This window comes from Paenibacillus tyrphae (assembly GCF_000722545.1).
GTDB lineage: Bacteria > Bacillota > Bacilli > Paenibacillales > NBRC-103111 > Paenibacillus_G > Paenibacillus_G tyrfis.
The window spans coordinates 508,704-529,199 of sequence record NZ_JNVM01000004.1 but is presented as its reverse complement, the minus strand read 5'-3'; the positions used below and the strand labels follow the sequence as shown (position 1 = coordinate 529,199).

Annotated in this window: 16 protein-coding genes; 6 read left to right on the top strand and 10 right to left on the bottom strand. The window is 54.0% G+C overall.

Annotated elements, in window-relative coordinates; all coding sequences use genetic code 11:
* Nucleotides 1-10 precede the first annotated feature (10 nt).
* On the bottom strand, nt 11-1,009 hold the full coding sequence (locus ET33_RS05705; RefSeq protein ID WP_036677624.1) for a LacI family DNA-binding transcriptional regulator: 999 nt from the start codon (nt 1,007-1,009) through the stop codon (nt 11-13).
* A gap of 326 nt (nt 1,010-1,335) precedes the next feature.
* On the bottom strand, nt 1,336-2,532 hold the full coding sequence (locus ET33_RS05700) for an MFS transporter (protein ID WP_407668081.1): 1,197 nt from the start codon (nt 2,530-2,532) through the stop codon (nt 1,336-1,338).
* A 244-nt stretch (nt 2,533-2,776) separates the two neighbouring features.
* Here ET33_RS05700 and ET33_RS05695 point away from each other — a divergent pair, with 244 nt between their 5' ends.
* Complete coding sequence (locus ET33_RS05695) at nt 2,777-3,376, top strand: TetR/AcrR family transcriptional regulator (RefSeq protein WP_036677621.1); 600 nt, start codon at nt 2,777-2,779, stop codon at nt 3,374-3,376.
* 106 nt (nt 3,377-3,482) lie between these two features.
* Here ET33_RS05695 and ET33_RS05690 read toward each other — a convergent pair whose 3' ends face one another.
* From ET33_RS05690 to ET33_RS05675, 4 genes are all read right to left on the bottom strand, one after another.
* Complete coding sequence (locus ET33_RS05690; RefSeq protein WP_036677619.1) at nt 3,483-4,079, bottom strand: hypothetical protein; 597 nt, start codon at nt 4,077-4,079, stop codon at nt 3,483-3,485.
* Between the two features lie 307 nt (nt 4,080-4,386).
* Nucleotides 4,387-5,526, bottom strand: coding sequence for an ABC transporter permease (locus ET33_RS05685; protein WP_036677616.1), 1,140 nt, complete (start codon nt 5,524-5,526; stop codon nt 4,387-4,389).
* Nucleotides 5,519-6,694: an ABC transporter permease gene (locus ET33_RS05680; RefSeq protein ID WP_036677613.1), complete on the bottom strand. Its 1,176-nt coding sequence runs from the start codon at nt 6,692-6,694 to the stop codon at nt 5,519-5,521. The genes ET33_RS05685 and ET33_RS05680 overlap by 8 nt, the downstream gene beginning before the upstream one ends.
* A 12-nt stretch (nt 6,695-6,706) precedes the next feature.
* Nucleotides 6,707-7,642: an ABC transporter ATP-binding protein gene (locus tag ET33_RS05675; RefSeq protein ID WP_036677610.1), complete on the bottom strand. Its 936-nt coding sequence runs from the start codon at nt 7,640-7,642 to the stop codon at nt 6,707-6,709.
* Nucleotides 7,643-7,791: 149 nt separating this feature from the next.
* Between ET33_RS05675 and ET33_RS05670 the strand changes: the two genes are divergently transcribed.
* Both ET33_RS05670 and ET33_RS05665 read left to right on the top strand, forming a co-directional pair.
* Complete coding sequence (locus tag ET33_RS05670) at nt 7,792-8,922, top strand: sensor histidine kinase (RefSeq protein ID WP_036677607.1); 1,131 nt, start codon at nt 7,792-7,794, stop codon at nt 8,920-8,922.
* A 48-nt stretch (nt 8,923-8,970) separates the two neighbouring features.
* Entirely contained in the window at nt 8,971-9,657 is a 687-nt protein-coding gene (locus tag ET33_RS05665; protein ID WP_036677604.1) for a response regulator transcription factor, read from the top strand.
* Here the strand turns inward: ET33_RS05665 and ET33_RS05660 are convergent.
* Nucleotides 9,654-10,568, bottom strand: coding sequence for a copper amine oxidase N-terminal domain-containing protein (locus ET33_RS05660; RefSeq protein ID WP_235206642.1), 915 nt, complete (start codon nt 10,566-10,568; stop codon nt 9,654-9,656). The two genes, ET33_RS05665 and ET33_RS05660, sit on opposite strands and share 4 nt — an antisense overlap.
* A 181-nt stretch (nt 10,569-10,749) precedes the next feature.
* Here ET33_RS05660 and ET33_RS05655 point away from each other — a divergent pair, with 181 nt between their 5' ends.
* Genes ET33_RS05655 through ET33_RS05645 form a run of 3 tightly spaced genes read left to right on the top strand, consistent with a single transcriptional unit; the run spans nt 10,750 to nt 13,406 of the window.
* Nucleotides 10,750-11,589: an ABC transporter ATP-binding protein gene (locus tag ET33_RS05655; RefSeq protein WP_036677598.1), complete on the top strand. Its 840-nt coding sequence runs from the start codon at nt 10,750-10,752 to the stop codon at nt 11,587-11,589.
* Nucleotides 11,522-12,286: an ABC transporter permease gene (locus tag ET33_RS05650; RefSeq protein WP_036677595.1), complete on the top strand. Its 765-nt coding sequence runs from the start codon at nt 11,522-11,524 to the stop codon at nt 12,284-12,286. The genes ET33_RS05655 and ET33_RS05650 overlap by 68 nt, the downstream gene beginning before the upstream one ends.
* 58 nt (nt 12,287-12,344) lie before the next feature.
* Nucleotides 12,345-13,406 (top strand): ABC transporter substrate-binding protein, encoded by a 1,062-nt coding sequence (locus ET33_RS05645; RefSeq protein ID WP_036677592.1) that lies wholly within the window; start codon nt 12,345-12,347, stop codon nt 13,404-13,406.
* Between the two features lie 129 nt (nt 13,407-13,535).
* On the opposite strand, the gene ET33_RS05640 is transcribed toward ET33_RS05645, so the two are convergent.
* The 3 genes from ET33_RS05640 to ET33_RS05630 are packed head-to-tail and all read right to left on the bottom strand — an operon-like array spanning nt 13,536 to nt 20,409.
* Nucleotides 13,536-15,269: an ABC transporter ATP-binding protein gene (locus ET33_RS05640; RefSeq protein ID WP_407668080.1), complete on the bottom strand. Its 1,734-nt coding sequence runs from the start codon at nt 15,267-15,269 to the stop codon at nt 13,536-13,538.
* On the bottom strand, nt 15,266-17,050 hold the full coding sequence (locus tag ET33_RS05635; protein WP_063761619.1) for an ABC transporter ATP-binding protein: 1,785 nt from the start codon (nt 17,048-17,050) through the stop codon (nt 15,266-15,268). Before ET33_RS05635 ends, ET33_RS05640 begins: the two co-directional genes overlap by 4 nt.
* A gap of 41 nt (nt 17,051-17,091) precedes the next feature.
* Complete coding sequence (locus tag ET33_RS05630) at nt 17,092-20,409, bottom strand: non-ribosomal peptide synthetase (RefSeq protein ID WP_036677589.1); 3,318 nt, start codon at nt 20,407-20,409, stop codon at nt 17,092-17,094.
* Nucleotides 20,410-20,496 lie beyond the last annotated feature (87 nt).

The window sequence follows — 20,496 nt, the reverse complement described above, 5'->3', positions numbered from 1 at the left end:
CCCAAACGAATTAGATGGATTTGACGGAGTCGCGGATGACCAGCTCCGTATGGAAAAGAACGACCGACTTTTCCGAATGCTTCGTCTCGATGAACTTCAGGAGCGTCTCCGCCCCAGCCCGGCTCAGCTCTTCGATCGGTCTGCGGACCGTGGTCAGCGCAGGCGACATGAAAGCCGAGAACAGGTGGTCGTCGAAGCCCGCCACCGAGATGTCTTCCGGCACCGACAAGCCCCGCTCCGTCACGGCTTTCACCGCACCGAGCGCCATATCGTCGTTGCAGCAAAAGACGGCGGTCGGCCGGTCGGGCAGCTCCAGCAGCTTGCACATGGCCGCGTGGCCGCTTTCCAGATCGTAATTGCCGCTTACGTAGTACGCTTCCGGCACGGAGATCCCATGCTTGCGGAGCGCCTCACGATAGCCGTCGCGGCGGGCTTGCGTCGATTTGAACCCCTCTTTCCCCTCGATGATGGCAATATGACGGTGTCCCTGCTGCACCAAGTACTCCGTTAGCCGGTAAGCGCCGCTCTGGTCGTCCGGGACGAAGTTCATCACTTGGACGCTTTCGACGGGCCGGTTCAGCACCACAAGCGGAATCTCTTTGTCCGAAGCATATTCGATGAACGACTGATCGCTTTCGCTTTGGCTCATGACGATGATGCCGTCGAAATTTTTGCGGTTCACCTTATGAAAGCTCTTGTAATCGTCAATCCCCCGCACAATCAAGTTGTACTCGTCTTTAATGACGTCATTCACGCCTTTGATGGCCTCGTACAAAAATCCGGCAGAGGTACCGGTATGCAAGGTTGTGAAAAACAGCCCTAAATTGTATGATCGATCCAGCACCAAGCTTCGTGCGCTGTAATTCGGAGTGTAGTTCATGCTTCCCGCCATCGCTTTGATGCGTTCTTTCGTTTCCGGGTTGATCAGCGGGCTATCGTTCAATGCCCGGGAAACGGTCGTATGCGACACGCCGGCCAGTTTGGCGATGTCTTTGATCGTAACACTCATGGAACCACCTCCCATTCATCATAACATAGATATGCACACGTTAACAATTCTATTTTCATGCGTATATTCAGCACAAAACGGATTTTTGTACAATGTATGAAATCGATGAATTCCTTTTGTGGTTAATTGAAATAATCGAGGTGTACGAGTGGGTGGGGTATCTACTTCCGGTCGCTGCCCCACCCCGCAAAGTGAAGTTGAATCATGGAAGCTTAGTCCTAGTACTTAGCAGGGACCCCGGGTCAGCGGGAAATTTTGATTAGAATCCGCTCAAGCCGACCAAATGGCCGGCTTATATTCATTCCTATGTTTGTCCGGAGCCGTTTTTATGACTTCTTCTCCGTGGCAAAATAAAGTAGGGCAGCGACCGGGAAAGCTATTCCGATCCATAACGTTGTACTCCATCCCCCCGAGGCGTACGCCCATCCCCCAATGGCAGATCCGAATGCTCCGCCAAAAAAGAAAATAGCCATGAAAAGCCCGTTCAGACGACTGCGAATTTCCGGTCCCAAGGAAAAGATCGCGCGTTGGCCGAGCACCAGATTGGCGGATACTCCCGCGTCCAATAATATGGCTGAAATGACCAGAACGGCAATTCCGACGGGCGAACCGGTTTGGATCATGAGCGGCAACAGAACAGAAATGGCGACCGTAGTGAGCGCTATCCATGTTCCGGAACGCGTCCAGCCGCGATCGGCTAGCCGACCGGCAATAGGGGCAGCTACCGCACCTGCAACTCCGGCAAGTGCGAACAACGCAATGGCTTTCTGCGAAAAATGAAAAACCGGGCCGGATAACAGCAATGGAACTGTTGTCCAAAATAAGCTGAATGTCGCAAACACACACGCATGATATGCAGCGCGACGGCGTAAGATCGGGGTCGTTCGCAGCAAGTGCCACATCGATCTAAGTAGAGCCGCATAGTGTGCGTTTGTCGTCGGCTTCCTTACAGGCAGCACTTTCGATAGAACGATCGCCAAAATAACAACAGCTGCGGCAGACAAAGCGAATATGGCATGCCAGCCAAAGAAGTCGGCTACCAGACTGGACAAAGGACGCGATAGCATGATTCCAAGTAACAAACCGCTCATGATATTGCCGACAATGCGGCCGCGTGTCGTTTCGGTTGCCAGATAGGAAGCAAAAGGTACAAGCACTTGGGTTGCAACAGAACCCAACCCGATAAAAAGCGCTGCCCCTAAAAATAACAATGGCTGTTTCGCCAAGGCAGCAACGGCAAGCGCAATTGCCGTAAGAAGTAACGATACGACGATCAGCCTGCGGTTTTCAACGATATCTCCCAAAGGTACGATAAATAGCAAGCCGACAACGTAACCAATCTGCGTTAGCGTTACGATAAAGCCTGCACTGCTTTCAGAGAGTCCGATGGAAGAGCTAATTAACCCGATCAAGGGCTGTGCATAGTAAAGATTAGCAACAATGATACCGCATGCCGTCGCCAAAAGAATGGTTAACCATGTCGGAATATTTTTCTCGATGGCTTGTTTATTCATCTTAAGCAACTCCTTATTTTTAAAATAAAAATGCTCTACAGTCCCTGCAAAAAAACGGCTCACGATCTCCAGCTATCCCCCTCCTAATCCTTTTATTAAATACTGAACGTACAGTTTGCTAATTTGATAATTAAATAATATACTGAACGTATAGTTTTGTAAATGGGCAGTTTAAATTTTTCTTTTTTGTCCATGATTGTTATACTGAACGTATAGTTTATATTTGCGCTTAAGACGTGAATTTACGAAAGGGATGATTACGGTGCACGGCAAAAGAGGTCGGCCGCGTAATGTCGAAACTCAAAACTCTATCCTTTCCGCTTCCTATGAGTTATTGTTGGAAAATGGTTTTGCAGCGGTCACAGTTGACAAAATTGCAGAGCTCGCCAAAGTCAGCAAAGCCACGATTTATAAATGGTGGCCTAACAAGGCTGCCGTTGTCATGGACGGGTTTCTTTTTGCCGCCTCGGCAAGGTTACCCGTGCCTGATACGGGCTCGACCTTGAACGATATTCTCATTCACGCTACGAATGTAACCCGGTTTTTGACAAGCCGGGAGGGGACCATCATTACGGAGCTATTAGGCGAAGGGCAGTTTGATCCCGGATTGGCCGAAGCCTATCGGACCCGATATTTCCAGCCCCGCCGGCTTGAGGCCGGGCAGCTTCTGGAAAAAGGGATTCAGCGCGGGGAATTGAAACAAAATCTCGATATCGGATTATGTATCGATCTCATTTACGGACCGATTTTCTATCGCTTGCTTGTGACAGGCGAAAAATTGGACGATGCCTATGTGCAGCAATTGGTAATGAACGCATTTGAAGGCATTCGTGCGACCCAGCCCATTGTATAACACGTTAAAAAGGCCTGTGCTCCTAAACCTCGCACAGGCCGTTCAGCGGCATTTCGCTGCGCTGCGGTATGTTCCGCCAACGCCTTTCCTCAGCCGTATTATGAAGTTACATTTCAAGAAGCAGCATCTCATGCCGGAGTTCCATCAGCCTTTCCTTACATCGTTCGACCGCTTCCCGGTCCGCCTCCTGAATCGCATCATGCAGCGTAGCCAGCTCATAATCCAGCTCCAGCCGCAGCACCGGAATCCGTTCGTCCGGTCGTCTGGACCGGAACGCCTGCATCATTTCTTCCACCGTGACCACTGGTTCCTTTTGGAATAACACCTTATGTTCCACCCCCGAAATTTCAACCATACGGATGATTTCGCCGAACATGATGTTTTCAATCAGAATCTGCCGGTCTTTAAAGCGCTTTACTACCGCGTGTCCGCGGGTATCGCCGATCATCTTTTCCATCAGCTCCGCCAGCTTTTCGTCTTTGAAGGAATAATTGCCTACGATTTTATACCGCTCGCCGATCCGCTGAAACCGCAGCTTTACCAGCTTGCGGCCGGTCCGGATCGAGACGATAAACTGTTGGTCGCTCTCGTTCCAGTAAAGCGAATAGCCCTCTTGAATGAGTGTTTTGATGAAGTTACGGATTAGCCGACGGTCAAACCGTAACTCAAGGTTGCAATATTCTACTTCATGACTCTTGCTCACGGCAATCCCCTCCTTGATGATATCTTGCTTAATGAACAGCGACGTCTTCTGGTTCGGTCCGTGCTGCTGCCGGCGTGTGTATTGGCGTGAACGCTAGTCAAAAATGCCTCTCTCTTTGATAGAATTTTCTGACTATTCTGTTTCTTAGTTCTATCTTATTATGAATCATATGATTTAGCAACTTGGATTATTGATTTTTTTAACGTTTTTTGAACCTATTTTTTTGCGGTCGCGCTGCCTCCTAACGAAAAACGCCTTCGCTCCAAGGCGAAGACGTCATGACGTATATTTTAATTGCCTCCCGTCGCTAGCCGGCTTCCGTTTCGCCCGGCTTCATCACGACGGAGCCGATGCCGAGCAGCACCAGGGCGAAAAGTCCCAGCACGCCCAGATGCATGGCGATATCCCCTAGCCCTTGACCCGAGCCGAGCCTGCGAATGGCCTCGATCGCCCAGGTCTGCGGCACGAAATTGGCCAGCTTCTGCATGAACTCGGGCATGATCGATACCGGCCAGAAACAGCCGCCCAGCATGCAGGTCGGTGCGGTAACCATCGAGTTGACGGCGCCGATATTTTCGCTGTTGCGGACCAATCCGGCCACTGCGCTGCCGATGCCGATAACCGCCAGTAGGAAGCACTCCATCACAAGCAGATGCTTCATGAAAGGCAGCCCGTACGAAAAGTTCATCGCATACCGGGTGAACGCCAGCACAAGCACGATTTGCAGCGTGCCTACCGCGAAGCTGCCGAGGAAATTACCGAGCATGATTTCGTAGGCGCGGACGGGAGCCGTAAAGATGCGGGTCATCGTTTTTTGCTTCCGGTCTTCGACCATGATGGAGACGGAGCTGTTGACCAATCCCATCAGAAACATCAGCAGGATACCCGTAGCGAGGCCGAGCGCCGGACTGGCGTACCAGCCGTAGTCGGTGCGTGTCGCACGAACCTGATGCTTCTCCACCTGCTCCAGCACGAGATTCAGCTGGTCGTCAGCCTGTCCCGAAGCGTCAAGCGCTTGCATTGCCGTGCTCACCTGGCGGATCGTTTGGTCCAAGCTCATTCGCAGCGTGAAGGACGCCTCGCTCATGGACAGCTCCAGCAGCTCCACACGCATGGCCCGACCTTCCTTCAACCCTTCGGAGAAGCCCTCGGGGATGATGAAAGCCGCATCCGCTTTTTGCTCGATCACCGCCGTTCGCATCGCGTCGGGAGTTGCCGCAGCGGAAAGCCGATAGCGGCCGGTATACTCAAGCTCCTGCACAATATGCCGGCCTACCGGTCCTTTGTCCGAATTGATATAAAGGACGGAGGCCTTCTCGTCCTGCTTCGCGGCTAAGCCGATAATGAGCGACACGATCAAAGCCGGTGAGACGATAAACAACAGGAAGCCTCTCCGGTTTCCGATCGTCCTTTTGATTAAATTGAGGGCGATAAACAGACTATTCACGGTATCCCACCTTTCGGTACGCCGCGAACGCAACGGCCGCCAGCGCGGCGGCAATCGCAGCCAAAACCGTAACATGATGCAGCACGAGCTGCGGGTTTCCATCCAGCATCATCTGCAGAATGCTTTGCATGGCCCAATGATTGACCGTAAATTGCCCGATCCGCTCAAGTGCCCCCAACTGCGGATCAAAACCTCCGCTTAAAAAGGTCGTCAGCATAATGACGATCTGGAACGCCATCGTCACCGACTTGATGTTGCGGCAGTACAGTGAGCTTAGCATCGCCAGCGCCATCGAAGCCAGCGTGACGGCCTGACATACCGCAAGCAGGATGGCCGGCCGATTCCCCCAGTCGACGCCATACGCATAGTGCGTCACACCGATGATGACACACGCCTGGATCAAGGTCAGAAGGCCATTCCCGATCATTTTGCCGAACATGATCTGATTCATCGTAACCGGCATGGAGCCTAGTCTGAACAGCGTGTGATGCTCTCGCTCGTTCACCAGACTGATGGATGCCGTCATCCCGGCGTACAGCATGAACATGACAAGCATTGAGGCGGCATAATATTGGAGCGCGGTATATTTCTTGCCCTCGTTTCCCAGCCTGCCCGTCGAAACGAACGATTCCGAAGCGCCGGCATAAACCGATGCATCTGCCAACTGAGTCAGTACGGCCTGCGGCCCCAAAGTCAACGCGGCAGCCTGCATGCTGTTCGCATAAGCGAGATAGCTTTCCAGCGCCGTTTCGGCGATCAGGTTCTGTCCCCGGTCTTTGCCTGCAATCAGTTCCCACGAAGCCGGTTTGCCCTGCAGCAAAGCTTCCCCGAAGCCCTCAGGCACGATCAGACCGTATTCGGCTCTTCCGTCTTGAAGCGCACGCACCGCTTCGTCACGGTTGGGCAATTCCTGCGTTTGGAGGATTTCCTTGGTTTTCGGATTGTCCAAATACGCTTTGAGCGGATCGCTCCACCGGCTCTGATCCTGATTCACCACGGCGACCTTCACGGGCGTGATCTTGACATCCTCCGCTTTAAATTCCTTGGAGAGCGCCGCGCCCAGAATTAAGATCAGAATCAGCGGCAGCAAAAACAAAACGAGCATCACCACTTTGATGCGGCTTAACCGCAGAAGCTCGTAACCGACTACGGTCCATAAAACGCGCATGCTCTCCGCCTCCTAATCCCGAAGCGTCCGTCCCGTCAAGGACAGGAACAGCGCCTCTAGGTCCGGTTCCACGCGGCTCAGGGACTGAATGACGACCTGATGCTTCGATAAAATATATAAAATGTCCTGCAGCGAATTGGGCGAGGTCGGCAAATAAATTTCAAGCGTCCGGTCGTTTATCGCCACTTGCTGGATACGCGGATGCGCCCTTAACTCGGCCACGGCCTCTTCCTTGACCTCCGCGACTTTCACGATCAGCTTCTCGTCCGAAGAAACGAGCGCCCGCAAATCCTCCTGCGTGCCGCAGGCGATCAAGTGACCGTGATCGATAATCCCGACCCGCGTGCTGATTGCGGCAACCTCTTCCATATAATGGCTCGTATAAATGATGGTCGAACCCATCTGATTCAGCTTGCGGACCGAATCGAGGATATGGTTGCGGGATTGCGGATCGATCCCGACCGTCGGCTCGTCCATGATGATCAGCTTCGGCCGGTGCATGATCGCGCATGCGATGTTCAGCCGGCGCTTCATCCCTCCCGAATATGCGCCGGGTTTCTCGCCCTGCCGGTCCGACAGCCCTACGAAGTCCAGCGCTTCCTGCACCCGCTCGCGCAGCAGCTCCCCCCGTAGACCGTACAGCTTGCCGAAAAACGTGACGTTTTCACGGGCCGTCAAGTTTTCGTAAATCGCGATCTCCTGCGGCACGAGTCCGATCCTCCGCTTGATCTCCAGCGGACTGGCGGCAACGGAAATGCCATCGATCCGCATTTCGCCTTGATCGATTTTGAGCAGCCCGCAGAGCATTTTGATCGTGGTGCTTTTCCCGGCACCGTTCGGTCCGAGCAGACCGAATACTTCCCCCTGCCGGATGCTTAAATTCAAATGATCTACGGAAATGTTGCCGCCGTACCGTTTGACGACATCTTTGATTTCGATAAATGACACGCAAGCCCGCTCCTTGTAAGGTGATATGCTTTAATTGTATTGTATCGCCCTTCAAGGCGCCAAGCAGGTAGCTTTCGTCATTTGTTGGGAATGACAAAAGTCATGAAGGCCCGCCTTATGATATAATCGCGTATGGAGGCGCATAAGGGATGCTTTTATTGCTGCGATACGCACTGATTCTTTTTCCCGCCGTCAGCACGGCCTATATGCTGCCGCTCGAACGAAGCGGACAGCTCGCTTTCTATACGCTGGTCCTGCTCTCCGTTGCGGAAGTAAGCCGCTCGTGGCTGCCGGGGCGGGCACAGAACTTGGCGGCTGCGGCCGAAATGCTGTTCGTCACCTGGCTCAGCCTGCAAATGGAAGGAATGATGTTCGCCTGCCATTACTCCACGTTGACGGCTTATATGCTGAAGGAGCGCTCGGGACTCCGCTGGTTTTTGCTGGCGCTGCAGGTTATGCTTTTGAACGTTTCGCTGACCGCCCATCCCGACATGGAGCTGAAGCTTACGGCCAATCTGCTGCTTGCCACCGGCGCGCTGCTGCTGTACGGCTGGGCGGAAACCGGCGACCGGAAGCGGGAGCTGGAGCAGGTGTACGACGAATTGCGAAGCAAAGCCTACGAGCTGGATGCCGCCCGCAGAAGGCTTGTCGAATACGCGGGCAAGGTGGAGCAGTTGGCGCAAACGGAGGAGCGGACCCGCATCTCGCACGAAATTCACGACGATCTCGGACATAAGCTAATCCGGCTGAAAATGATGCTGGAAGCGATCATTCGCATTTCGCCCGGGCAGCCGGAGAAAGGCATGGAGATGACCCGGATCGTCCGGGACCAGCTGACAGAAGCGATGGAGACGCTGCGGCGGACGGTCCGGCGGATGAAGCCGCCGGCGGAGGAGGGACAGAGCTTCTCGCTCAAGCGGCTGATCGAGGACTTCGCAGCCGATCCGCAGCTACAAATTCGCTGCGACATCACCGGCATGCCGCGCCCGCTCTATCCGAGTCTTGAAATCGTACTTTACCGGAATGCTCAAGAAGCCGTGACCAACGCCCTTCGTCACGGGCAGGCTACCGAGGTGCTTATTGAGCTGAGCTTTGATGAATCCAATGTCGCCATGACCGTTTCCAATAACGGGACGCTGCCGGACTCTGTCGCTATAGCTAAGGGACTCGGTCTCTGCGGCATGGAGGAACGGACACGGCTAGTAGGCGGAGAGCTGTACATTGAAACCGACGGCCGGTTCGCCGTCACGACCCGCGTACCGACGCCCGCTGCGCAATAAGGGACGCTGACGAAAGATTCCAACCACGAGGAGGCGGGTAATGCTGCCATGATTCGAGTACTGATTGTTGATGACGACCCGTTTATCCGCGAAAGCATGAAAATGATTTTGGAGCTGGACCCGGAATTAAGCGTAGTCGGGGCGTGCGGCGACGGAAATGAAGCCCACCGTTTTTTTACCGACGGACAAACCGCCGATGTCGTGCTGATGGATATTCGCATGCCTAACTGCTCCGGGGTCGAAGGCACGCTGAACATCAAGCGGACATCGCCCGATACCCGCGTGCTCATTCTAACGACCTTCGACGACGACGATTATATCGTCGAGGCGCTGCGCAACGGCGCAAGCGGATACCTGCTCAAGAATATCCCGCCCGACCGTATCGTGCAAGGCATTAAAACGGTTCACCAGGGCAACTGGCTTATCCACCCGGATATCGCGCGTAAGCTGACCGGCTGGATTCAACCCCAGTCCTCCGTGCAAACGGAGGCGGCATTGGAACAAGTGACGCAGAGCCGCAAGGACCCTTTTGCCAGGTTCGAATCGTACGGCCTCACCCCTACGGAGAAGCAGGTGGTCGAGAAAATCGCGGAAGGGCTGTCCAATAAAGAAATCGCCCAGGAATTGTTCCTGAGCGAAGGGACGATCAAAAATTACATATCGGAGATTTTGAGTAAGCTCGGCCTAAGAGACCGAACGCAAATCGCCATTCTCTATTGGAAACACGAAGATTAACGAGTGCCCCGTTTGTTGGCTTCCTCCTGCAAATCTATGCGGTCGACCATGTTGACGATGTAGCTGAGCTCGGAGGAAGCATTGTTTTTGGTCAGCTTCAGACGACCCAGCATAAACCGCTTGACCACGCCTCCGTTCGGCGGCGGAGGACTGTTCGGAGCGATAGGCAATTGTACGGTTTCGTAGTACAAATAGTCATATTCGTCCTCTTCCTCACGCTTGTCGATAATCACCGCTTTTTGGTAAAACACCATTTCCCCATACTTGAGCATCTGCGAATTTTTGATGAACGTCCGCAGCGTATCGATCTTTTTCGGACTTACTTCCCCGTTGATGATGTAATTGTCGCCATTGGTGGCGTACACCTGCTGAGGGTTTTGCCGCCAGCGCTTCTTCAACTCCTGCTCATTGATGTACACCACACCGGTCAGGCGCTCGCGCGCTTTCTTCAAGCCGCTCGTATCGATGCCCATCCGTTTGACGTCGGTTTCCCGGTAATACGGGACGTAGGCGGACAGGTTCTTCTTGTTGTACGTAAGAAGCATCGGATACTCGGCCCCAAGATATTTGAGCGTAATCGAGTACGGGTCGGACAGCTCGATCGATTCGTATTCCTGATTCAAATCCTCCGTCTTCTGCTCGGGATTGATCCGGCTGTTGATGTAAATCGTCTTCGTATCTTCTCTCCAGAGCAGGTTGGCGCCAAGCAGCCGGGTCAGATCGGCCAGCGGCAGGTAGCTCTTGTCCTTGTACACCAGCGGCGATTCCGACAGCTTGACGGGCTCCCCGTCCAGCACGAGTTTGAAATCGGGACGCAGGTAAGCGTCTACCCGCTGCAAAACGTCCTCGGCGTAAACGCCGGCGGCGAACGCTCCGCTAATGATCGCGGCTAGCACCGCGACTCGCTTCATTCGCTTCATTCACACCCATACCTTTCTATAAAATAGGAAAAATGTGGTCTTCCTCTACCATTCGACAAAAGACCGCGAAATCCTGCAAAATTTGTAGTTGACAATACACCTAATTCCTATAAAATAAGTTGGTATAGTTGATTATGAATTTTCTCATGTCTCTTCGAGGAGAGTGAACCCATTGATTGAAATCCAAGACGTCAGCAAGACGTTTCACCAGCGTACCGGCGGCAGCTTTACCGCCATTGATAACGTTTCCCTGACGATCCGCAAGGGCGAATTCGTCTCGCTGCTCGGTCCGTCGGGATGCGGCAAATCCACGCTGCTCAATCTGGTCGCCGGTCTGGAGCAAGCCGAGCAGGGAACCATTACGGTGAACGGCAAGCCCTGCAGCGCGCCCGGACCCGACCGCGTCGTCGTCTTTCAGGAGCATGCTTTGTTCCCTTGGCTGACGGTGCTGGATAACGTTGCGTTCGGACTGAAGCAGAAAGGCATCGGCAAAAAGGAACGCGAAGCGATGGCGATGGAGCAGATCAAAGCGGTGCATTTGAGCAAATTCGCAGACCGCTACCCGCACGAGCTGTCGGGCGGGATGAAGCAGCGGGCGGCCATTGCCCGGGCGCTGGCGATGGATCCGGAAATTTTGCTGATGGATGAGCCTTTTGCGGCACTGGACGAACAGACCCGGCTCATTTTGCACAAGGAGCTTGAAGAAATTTGGATGCGGACGCGCAAAACGATCCTCTTCATTACGCATAACATCCGTGAAGCCGTCATCTTGTCGGACCGCGTGCTGGTCATGTCGACCCGCCCCGGGAAGATCAAGAAGGAATTCGCCGTCCAGGCGGCGCGTCCGCGTGATTACGCCGACTCCGTCCTGCACCACGTGGAAGCCAGCATTATGGATGCGCTGGCTGACGAGCTGGAAAAAGTGGTAAAGGAGGAGATGGGCGATGAGTACAGCATTAAGAAGGGGCCTCTTCCTGGTTCTGCTCTTGATAGCGTGGGAAGCGGGATTTAGAATATTCGACTGGGGTTGGAAGTTCCCTTCCGTCACCCAGACGTTTCAAGCGTTCTACGACGGATTCGTCCACGGCCAACTGCTTGAAGCGACGTTTCAAAGCCTGAAGCGGCTTCTGCTCGCTTTTGCCATCTCGATTCTGGTCGGCACGGTACTCGGCTTCCTGTTCGCCCGGTATCGCTTAATCGACGACACGATCGGCTTTCTGGTCGTGGCGCTGCAGACGATTCCGAGTATCGCCTGGCTGCCTTTTGCCATCATCTGGTTCGGTATGAACGATTTCTCGGTTATATTCATCACGACGCTGGGCGCGACATGGACGATGGCGATGGCCAGCCGGACGGGGATCAAAAATATCCCTTCCATTTATATCAAGGCGGCGCAAACGATGGGAACCGGCGACGGCATGCGCATGTTTTACCAAATCATGGTCCCCGCCGCGTTCCCGCACATGATTACCGGCGTTCGCGTCGCCTGGGCTTTTGCCTGGCGGGCGCTTGTCGCGGGCGAGCTGATTGCCAAGGGCGTCGGCCTTGGACAGCTGCTGCAGGACGGCCGTAATCTGGCGGATACGGCGCTCATGCTCTGCATCGTGATCATCATCGCCGTGCTCGGCACGGTATCCGACCATTTTTGCTTCAAGCGGCTTGAGGATAAACTATTGCTGCGCTACGGCTTGATCAGCAGCAAAAAATAACCAATCGGGGGCAACACGGCCGAACGGCCGGTGTTAAACAAAGGAGAGAAACGGCACTATGAAAAAGTGGTCTGCACTATTGGCGGTCGTTCTGACCGCATCGCTTGCGCTTTCCGCCTGCGGAAGCAAAACGGAAGCGCCGAAGGACGGAGCCGGGAGCGCGGGAGCGAACAAACCGGCCGCTGCGAAAACGGTACGGCTCGGCATCTTTAAGAACGTTACCCATGCGCCGGGCTATGTCGCTCTGGAGCAGGGCTTATTCAAGAAATATTGGGGCGAGAACGTCAAGATCGAGGTCACGCCGTTCGACAACGGGTCCGACTTCTCCACCGCGCTGGCTACGGATCAGATCGATCTGGGCTTCGTCGGTCCCGGACCTTCGACGAACCAGTTCCTGAAAAGCAAAAACTTCCGCGTCATTTCCGGTTCGAATAACGGAGGCGCAGTACTTGTGGCCGGCAAAGATTCCGGCATCAACGGCGTCAAGGATTTGGTCGGCAAAACCGTCGCCATCCCGACGAAAGGCAGCACGAACGAAATTTCGCTCCGCCTGCTGCTGAAGCAGAACAATCTGAACGTGACGACCGACAAGAGCGGCGTGCAGTTGATCGCCCGGGCTCCGGCGGATACGCTCGTGGCGATGCGCCAGAAAGAAATCGACGCGACGCTGGTTCCGGAGCCTTGGGGCACGCAGATGGAACAAGAAGGCATCGGCAAAGTGATCGTGCCGTGGGATCAAATTCCGCCGAACAACGGCAATTATCCGCTCACGATTCTCGTTGCCAGCGACAAGTTCTTGAAAGACAACCGCGAGCTGGCGAAGGGAGCCATTCAAGCCAACACGGACGCGATCGACTTTATCAAGAAAAATCCGGACAAAGCGTATGAACTGATCAACAACCAATTGAAGGCGCTCAGCGGAAAAGGAATGGATGTCGCTTTGATTAAAGCGGCGATCTCCCACTTGAATCTGACGACGGACGTCAGCAAGGAAGCGATCGAGGAAATGGCCCGCGTCTCCATCGAGGCCGGCTACATCAAGGACGTGAAGAAAGAGGAGCTAGACCTGAGCAAATTCCTCGACCTCTCGCTCTTGAACGAAGTGAAGCAGAGTAAGTAAAACGCATCATCGCATACAAAAACAGGCAGAAGCGCGTTATCGGCTTCTGCCTGTTTTTTCGCTATGCGGCGGCTATCGGAATTGGCCCGCGGGGTTCACTTCGTCATGGGTTAGCGCCAATCCCGTCAGCTATCCGTAAAGCTTCGCGTAATAGCCTCCGCGGTCAAGCAAATGCTGATGAGTGCCCTGCTCTACCACCATGCCCTGGTTCATCACTGCAATGAAATCGGCTTTCTCCACCGTGCTTAAACGATGGGCGATCATAATCGTCGTGCGCCCTTTCATCAAGCGGTTCAACGCCTCCTGCACCCAATACTCCGATTCGGTATCGAGCGCGGAGGTGGCTTCATCCAGCAGCAAAATCGGCGCATTTTTCAGGATGGCTCTCGCAATCGCAATGCGCTGTCTTTGTCCGCCCGATAGCGACGCTCCCCGCTCCCCTACTTGCGTTTTGTACTGCTCAGGTAGCTCCTGAATAAAATGGTGGGCATAAGCGGCTTTGGCGGCCTCGATCACCTCGTCTGTCGTCGCCTGCGGATTACCGTAACGAATGTTGTCTTCGATCGTTCCGCTAAACAAAAAGGCGTCCTGCGGCACGTAAGCGATTTGCCCGCGAATTTCCTCCAAGGTATAGTGACCGAATGGCTTACCCTGCAGCATAATTTCTCCGCCATCGACCGGGTAGAAGCCTAACAGCAATTTGATCAGTGTGCTCTTGCCGCTGCCGCTTGCCCCGACGATCGCCGCGACTTGGCCCGGATACACCTGCATGGACATTCCGCGCAGCACCTTTTTATCCGCTTGATAGGAAAATTCGACGTCTCGGAATTCCACCATGGCGGGCGATACCTGGTCCTTCCCGCTGAGACCGATTCGCTCGGGCTCTTCCTGCTCCTCCAGAACCTCTTTAATGCGAAGGGCACCGGCTAGCGAATTTTGCGCTTGAGACAAAAACGTGCCGAAATTCAAAATCGCATGCGTCAGACTGATCTGAAGAACGGCCAACGCCACTACCGTTCCCATGGCGATAAGGCCATGGGCATACAGCAATCCGCCTACGACAATCATTCCGCAGAACGTTATGTAGCTGACGAAATGATTGACCGCAGCCAGCATGCCATTTTTGGTGGCGGTTTGCTCGGCTACCCCCGTTACCTGCTCGTTCAGATCGCGGTACTGGGCAAAGATCGGACGAATATGGAACAATTTTACAAGCTGAATCCCTCCGATAAAGTCGGAAAACTTCTCCGTCATTTTCCCCAGCAAGGCAAGCGACTGCTCGTACAGCGTTCGGATTTGCCGGACAAACCAGATGCTGATCGCAAAGGAAATGAGCAAAACCACAAACGAAGCGCTCGCCAATTGCCAATGCATGACGAACATCGTCACGACGGCTCCTACACTGAGCGTGAGCTGCAGCAGGATCGCGAAAAAAACGCCCGTGTACGTCATTTCCAGAGTGGATACATCGTTGGTCATTCTCGAAACTAGATCCCCGTTGTGCGTCTGCTCCAGATATCCGACGCGCAGCCGGCACAGCTTGCGGTATATACGCTCCCGGATATCGACCATCGTATATTCCACGCTGCGCTGATACATATAGGTGAACCCGGGAGCGACCAGGTTGACGATCAACAGCGAGCCTCCTAATATGTAAAAGGCTTGATACATCAGAGAGGAATCCTGGGTCTGAGCAAAATTGACCAAACGCTGAATCACCAGGCTGAAAGCTACGAAGAACAAGGTGTGGACGATCGTGCTGACGATGAGCCCCACGAAATATTGGACCCTGCGCCGCGGATTCATGAAGCTCATCATGTAGCCGAGCTCTTTCATATAAGTGAGCATGACGCCGCCATTCACGTATAAGCCACCTCCTTGCTCTTGCCGACATCTGTTGTGAAATCCTGGTGATACGATTGGGCGTACAGCCCTTTCTTGGCCAGCAGTTGAGCGTGACTCCCCGCTTCGGCAATCGTCCCGTGGTCCATAACCCAGATTTCGTCCGCATTCTCGATGGTAGACAGCCGATGGGCAACGACGATCGTCGTCCTTTCTTTCATCAGAACGCTCAGCGCTTCCTGGACGAACATTTCCGACTCCGTGTCCAAGGCGGAGGTCGGCTCGTCCAGCAGCAGGATGGGCGCATCCTTCAGAAAGGCGCGCGCAATGGCTATACGCTGGCGCTGGCCTCCGGATAGAAATCCGCCTCGCTCGCCCACCTCGGTTTGATAGCCTTCCGGAAGCTCCATAATAAAAGAGTGCGCGTTCGCCAGCTTGGCGGCCTCGATCACCTCATCCATCGAAGCTTTCGCCCGACCGTAGCCTATATTCTCGGCGACGGTGCCGCCGAACAAATACGAATCCTGCGTCATCACGGAAAAATGAGAACGCAGGTCGTTCAAATTGCTGTTCATGATCGGCTGACCGAATACTTTAATCGTCCCTTGGCCCTCTTGCAAAGAGTAGAAGCCGCATAAAAGCTTAAATACGGTGCTTTTTCCCCCGCCGCTCGCCCCCACCAAAGCGATCGTCTTCCCTTTCGGCACCGTGAAGCTCAAGTTCCGAAGGATCGGAGAATCCGGCTCGTAAGCGAAGCTGACGTTATCGAACTCAATCGGCGGCTGATCCGTTCTTGCAATGGTATGCCCCTCCTGGTTTTCGACAGGCTGATCCCCAATGTCAACCACTCTTTTTAACGCTCCGCTCATTTCAAACGTATTCGTAATGAGTGCCGGAATGTGGTCAAGCGGGTCCAGGCACAAATTCAGCAGGTATAGAAAAGCAACCAGCTCCCCTGTGCTGAACAAGCCTTTGGAAATCAAATAGCTTCCATAGATCACCGAGAAGACGATCGGACTGATCATCAGCGTAAACAGAACGGGAGTAATCCAGGCCTCCCTTTTTTTCAGGGCCAATTTTTTTTGCAGCGTCAGCTGGAGCAGGGATTGATACGAACGGAACATAATTCCGGACAGCAAATAGCTTTTAACGATCGGCATGCCGCCAAGCGTATCCTGCAGATTGGAATTCATCCGTCCCATATTTTCCTGGGCTTCTTCCGTAAGCTGGCGCAATTGGTTCCCTATCCACTGGGAAGCCAGCAGGGAAAAGGGAAGCAGCAGCAAGCTGAACACCACGAGCTGCCACTGAATCCAAATCAGGCATACAAAGCAGCCGATGAACAGCAGCGGGTGATAAAACCATTGGGCCAAGTCCCGGGTCAAAAATTGCTGGATTAGCCGCAAATCGCTGTTTAGCCTCGAAAGAACATCGCCGGAGTGCTGTTTCTCCAGATAGTGAACAGGTAATTTTCCTATATGGTTCATCAGATGGTTGCGGATATCTCTCACGATCAGGGCGCTGCTTTTTTCCACACCGTAGACCATAAAATATTTGGCAGGGACACCGATCAGGATAATCGTAAACACCGCATAAACGATTTGGATTACCGATTGCGCCGCCCCTTTCTCCGCACTGGTCGTCAGCTGCTGGGTCAAACTGCCCGTCCACACCTCGATGATGGCCGCCGCCATGGCCGCGATGATGCCAACGAGCATCCATCCCCTGTAAGGCTTCGTGAATTTCCACAGCCAGGAGACGGCCTTCCATAAGGTCAACCTGGATTTACGTTCTTGTGCCACCCACTTGTCCCCTTTCAAGGCGGGCAAAAGGCTGCTCCGTTTTAGAGCAACACCTTTTGGACTTCGCCCGTCGGTCCGGCAATTTGGCGGACGATCTGTTGAATTGTTTGTGCGTTCACGGCAATGGACTCGGGATGAAGCACTTTGGCATGAACCCCGGCAAGCCGGTACTCTGAATAGCTTTGGCGGGTAGCGGTGCTCCATGTCGGCACATGGTGGTCCCGGATAAGGGCTTCGGTTTCTTCCGTATACAGCCCGTGAATGTTCGCTTCCACCATGCCGGTATTAACCAACTGATCACCATAAGTCAAATAGGCTCTCACTTTTTGTTGAACCCGGTCGCGGATGAGCGGATTTCTCGTCGCTCCTTCTTTCATGCCTTCGACCAGATCGAGAATTTCGACAATATCGTCTTCCAATTCTTCGTCCGGCATGGCGTCGGTGACGAGTTGTCTGACCAAGGAATCGACCATGATCATATCCGAGACGCGGCATCCTCTTTTTTCCAGAGCTTTGGCTACTTCAAACATCAAATTGCCGCCTACGGAATAGCCGAGCAATACGTAAGGCGACTGACCCTGAATGCGGATTGCCTCGTCGGCATACCGCTCCACCATGTCGCCGTAATCTTCAATTTCGTCGATGAAGTCTATAGCGTACAACGCGCAGTGGCCTTCCAGCGCCTTCGCCAATTCCAGATAGCTGAAGCCGTAGCCGCTTCCCGGCGGGAAGCAGAATACGTTCACCGGTCCGTCGCTATTCAGCTTCACGAAATGACAGCTGTCCCCGTCGGACCCGGATTCCCAGATTTCGTACGCCATCGATTCCACGGAAGGATTTTGAAACACTTTATGAATGGGAAGCTCGGTCCCCGTGTCGGCATATACGCGCTGAACGAGCTGCATCAGGTTCAAGGAATGTCCGCCGAGGGCAAAGAAATTGTCCTTCACGCCAACCTTCTCCAACCCGAGCACCTCTTGCCAAATTTGGGCGAGCTGCGCCTCCTGCGCCGTCCGCGGCGCCACATATTCCAATCCGGTCTGCAGCTTTCCTTCCATGGCAATCAGCGTCTTGCGGTCGATCTTGCCGTTGGGAGTTAACGGCATCCGCTCGACCTGCGCAAAGTACGACGGAATCATATAAGCCGGCATGCCTTGCGCCAGCGTCCCCCGCAGCTCGCTGACCGTTAACGGCCGGTTCGCCACGAAGTAGGCATACAATTGCTTGCCTCCGCTTTCGCTGTCCCGCGCGATGACGATAGCTTCCTGAATCGCCTCCACTTTCAGAAGCCGCGCTTCCACTTCGCCAAGCTCAATACGGTAGCCGCGGATTTTTACTTGGTGATCCATACGGCCCAGGTACTCGATATTACCGTCCGGCAGCCAGCGGGCCAAGTCGCCTGTACGGTACATCCGCTCCTCCGCCGATGCTCCGAACGGGTTCCTTACAAATTTCTCCGCCGTCAGCTCCGGACGGTTCAAGTAGCCTCGGGCAACGCCAACGCCCGCGATGCACAGCTCTCCGGCCACGCCGATCGGCTGCAATTGACCCGTTCCTTCCTTGATGATGTACAGCTGCGTATTGTCTATTGGTTTGCCGATTGGAATTATCGGATATTCCTCGTTCGGCTCGCAATCGAAATACGACACGTCTACCGTCGCTTCCGTCGGCCCGTACAGGTTGATCAGCTTCGCCCCGTTCACGGCCGAGATTGCCTTCTGGAACCGGGCGACATGCTGCGGAGGCAGCGCTTCGCCGCTCGCAAACACCTGGCGCAGCGACCTCAGCTTGTCCAAGACCGCTGCGGTCGGCAGCGACTCGACGTATTCCAGGAAGACGTGCAGCATCGCCGGCACGAAATGCATCGTGGTAATGCCATAGCGCGCGATCGTCTCTACGATACGCTCCGGATTTTTTTCTCCGCCTACCGACAGCATGCACACCTTCGAGCCGACCATGGACCACCAGAACAGCTCCCACACCGAGACGTCAAAGGTGAAGGCGGTTTTTTGCAGGATCGTATCCGCCGCACCGATCGGATATCGCTTATGCATCCACAGAATCCGGTTGACGACCGAATGATGCTCGACCATAACCCCTTTCGGGTTGCCCGTCGAACCCGAAGTGTAGATCACATACGCCATATGGCGCGGGCCGGAAACCGGCTCCGGATTCGAGCCGTCCTCACGGTAAGCCGCAGCGTCTTCCAGCTCCAAAATGTCTCCGTCAAAGGCCGCTTTTTCCCGCAAATGACGCTGTAGCAGCAGGACCTGCGCTCCCGAATCCTCCAGCATGTAACGAATCCGCTCCTCGGGGTATTCCGGGTCAATCGGCACATAAGCTCCCCCGGCCTTCAAAATCGCCATAATGCCGACAATCATTTCAAGAGAACGCTCGGCCATGATCCCTACCAGCCGATCCGCTTGAACCCCTTTTGCCCGCAACGTGCGCGCCAGCCGGTTCGCCCGTTCGTTTAATTCCCCGTACGTCAACCGCTCATTTTCAAAAAGAACCGCCACGGCTTCCGGGTCCCTCTCCACCTGCTCTTCGAACAGCCCGTAAAGCGTCTTCTCCCGTGGATAATCCGCCGCCGTATCGTTGAATTCATGGAGAAGCTGCCGTTTCTCGGAGTCGGACAAAAGCTCCACCTTGCCAAGCTCAAGCTCCGGTTGAAACAAAATAACCGAAGACAAACGAAAGAGATGGTCGATCATTCGGTCCATCAAGGCTGGATCGTACCGGTGTGAGTCGTAGCCTAGGCTTAACGTGATTACGCCGTTATCGGCATGAAACCGGAACACGGTATCGGCCGATACGCTTTGCTCGTAAGCCGCGGTATGAATGTTACTCAACGAAACGACCGTATTGATCACGGGAACGCCATGGGCGGTGTATTGAAGATTCAATTGGCCGACCATTTTTCTAAACGGAAGATTCTGGTGCGCGACGGCTTCGCTGATCGACGTTTTGATCTGACCCAGCAGCGATTTCAATGTACTGTTGGCGCTCACGCAATTTTTAAGAATCAGCACTTCATGAACGGGCGGATTGTCTTTGTCAAGCGATGCGATAGCCGGCATCCCGACCAAAATATTTTCCCGGTTCACGTAAATATGCAGGATACTTTTGACCACGGCCAGCAAAATCATATACACAGCCATGTCCGACCCGTTGCCAAGGGCCAGAATTCTTGCCGAAAGCTCCGGCGGCAGCGGGCGTTCGATGACGCTCAGATTGGCTGCAAGATCCGATCGAACGACTTTATTGGAGGAAATGCTAAAGGGCAGGCAGCATAGGCTGTCTTCGGCATCAAATTTTTCGGTCCAATAAGCCTCTTCCTTCTCAAATACCGATTTCATTCGTAGACCTCCCCTAAAGTGATGTGACAAAACACCTTGAGTGTGTGTCTAAAAATACAGACACACACTCTGTCAGGTGCTAACGAA

Bases quoted from the DNA above. Each gene is read 5' to 3' on its own strand.
- ET33_RS05650 (WP_036677595.1), top strand. From the start codon at position 11,522: ATGAGTACAGCATTAAGAAGGGGCCTCTTCCTGGTTCTGCTCTTGATA.
- ET33_RS05705 (WP_036677624.1), bottom strand. From the start codon at position 1,009: ATGAGTGTTACGATCAAAGACATCGCCAAACTGGCCGGCGTGTCGCAT.
- ET33_RS05660 (WP_235206642.1), bottom strand. From the start codon at position 10,568: ATGAAGCGAGTCGCGGTGCTAGCCGCGATCATTAGCGGAGCGTTCGCC.
- ET33_RS05680 (WP_036677613.1), bottom strand. From the start codon at position 6,694: ATGCGCGTTTTATGGACCGTAGTCGGTTACGAGCTTCTGCGGTTAAGC.
- ET33_RS05670 (WP_036677607.1), top strand. From the start codon at position 7,792: ATGCTTTTATTGCTGCGATACGCACTGATTCTTTTTCCCGCCGTCAGC.
- ET33_RS05630 (WP_036677589.1), bottom strand. From the start codon at position 20,409: ATGAAATCGGTATTTGAGAAGGAAGAGGCTTATTGGACCGAAAAATTT.
- ET33_RS05695 (WP_036677621.1), top strand. From the start codon at position 2,777: ATGATTACGGTGCACGGCAAAAGAGGTCGGCCGCGTAATGTCGAAACT.
- ET33_RS05645 (WP_036677592.1), top strand. From the start codon at position 12,345: ATGAAAAAGTGGTCTGCACTATTGGCGGTCGTTCTGACCGCATCGCTT.
- ET33_RS05665 (WP_036677604.1), top strand. From the start codon at position 8,971: ATGATTCGAGTACTGATTGTTGATGACGACCCGTTTATCCGCGAAAGC.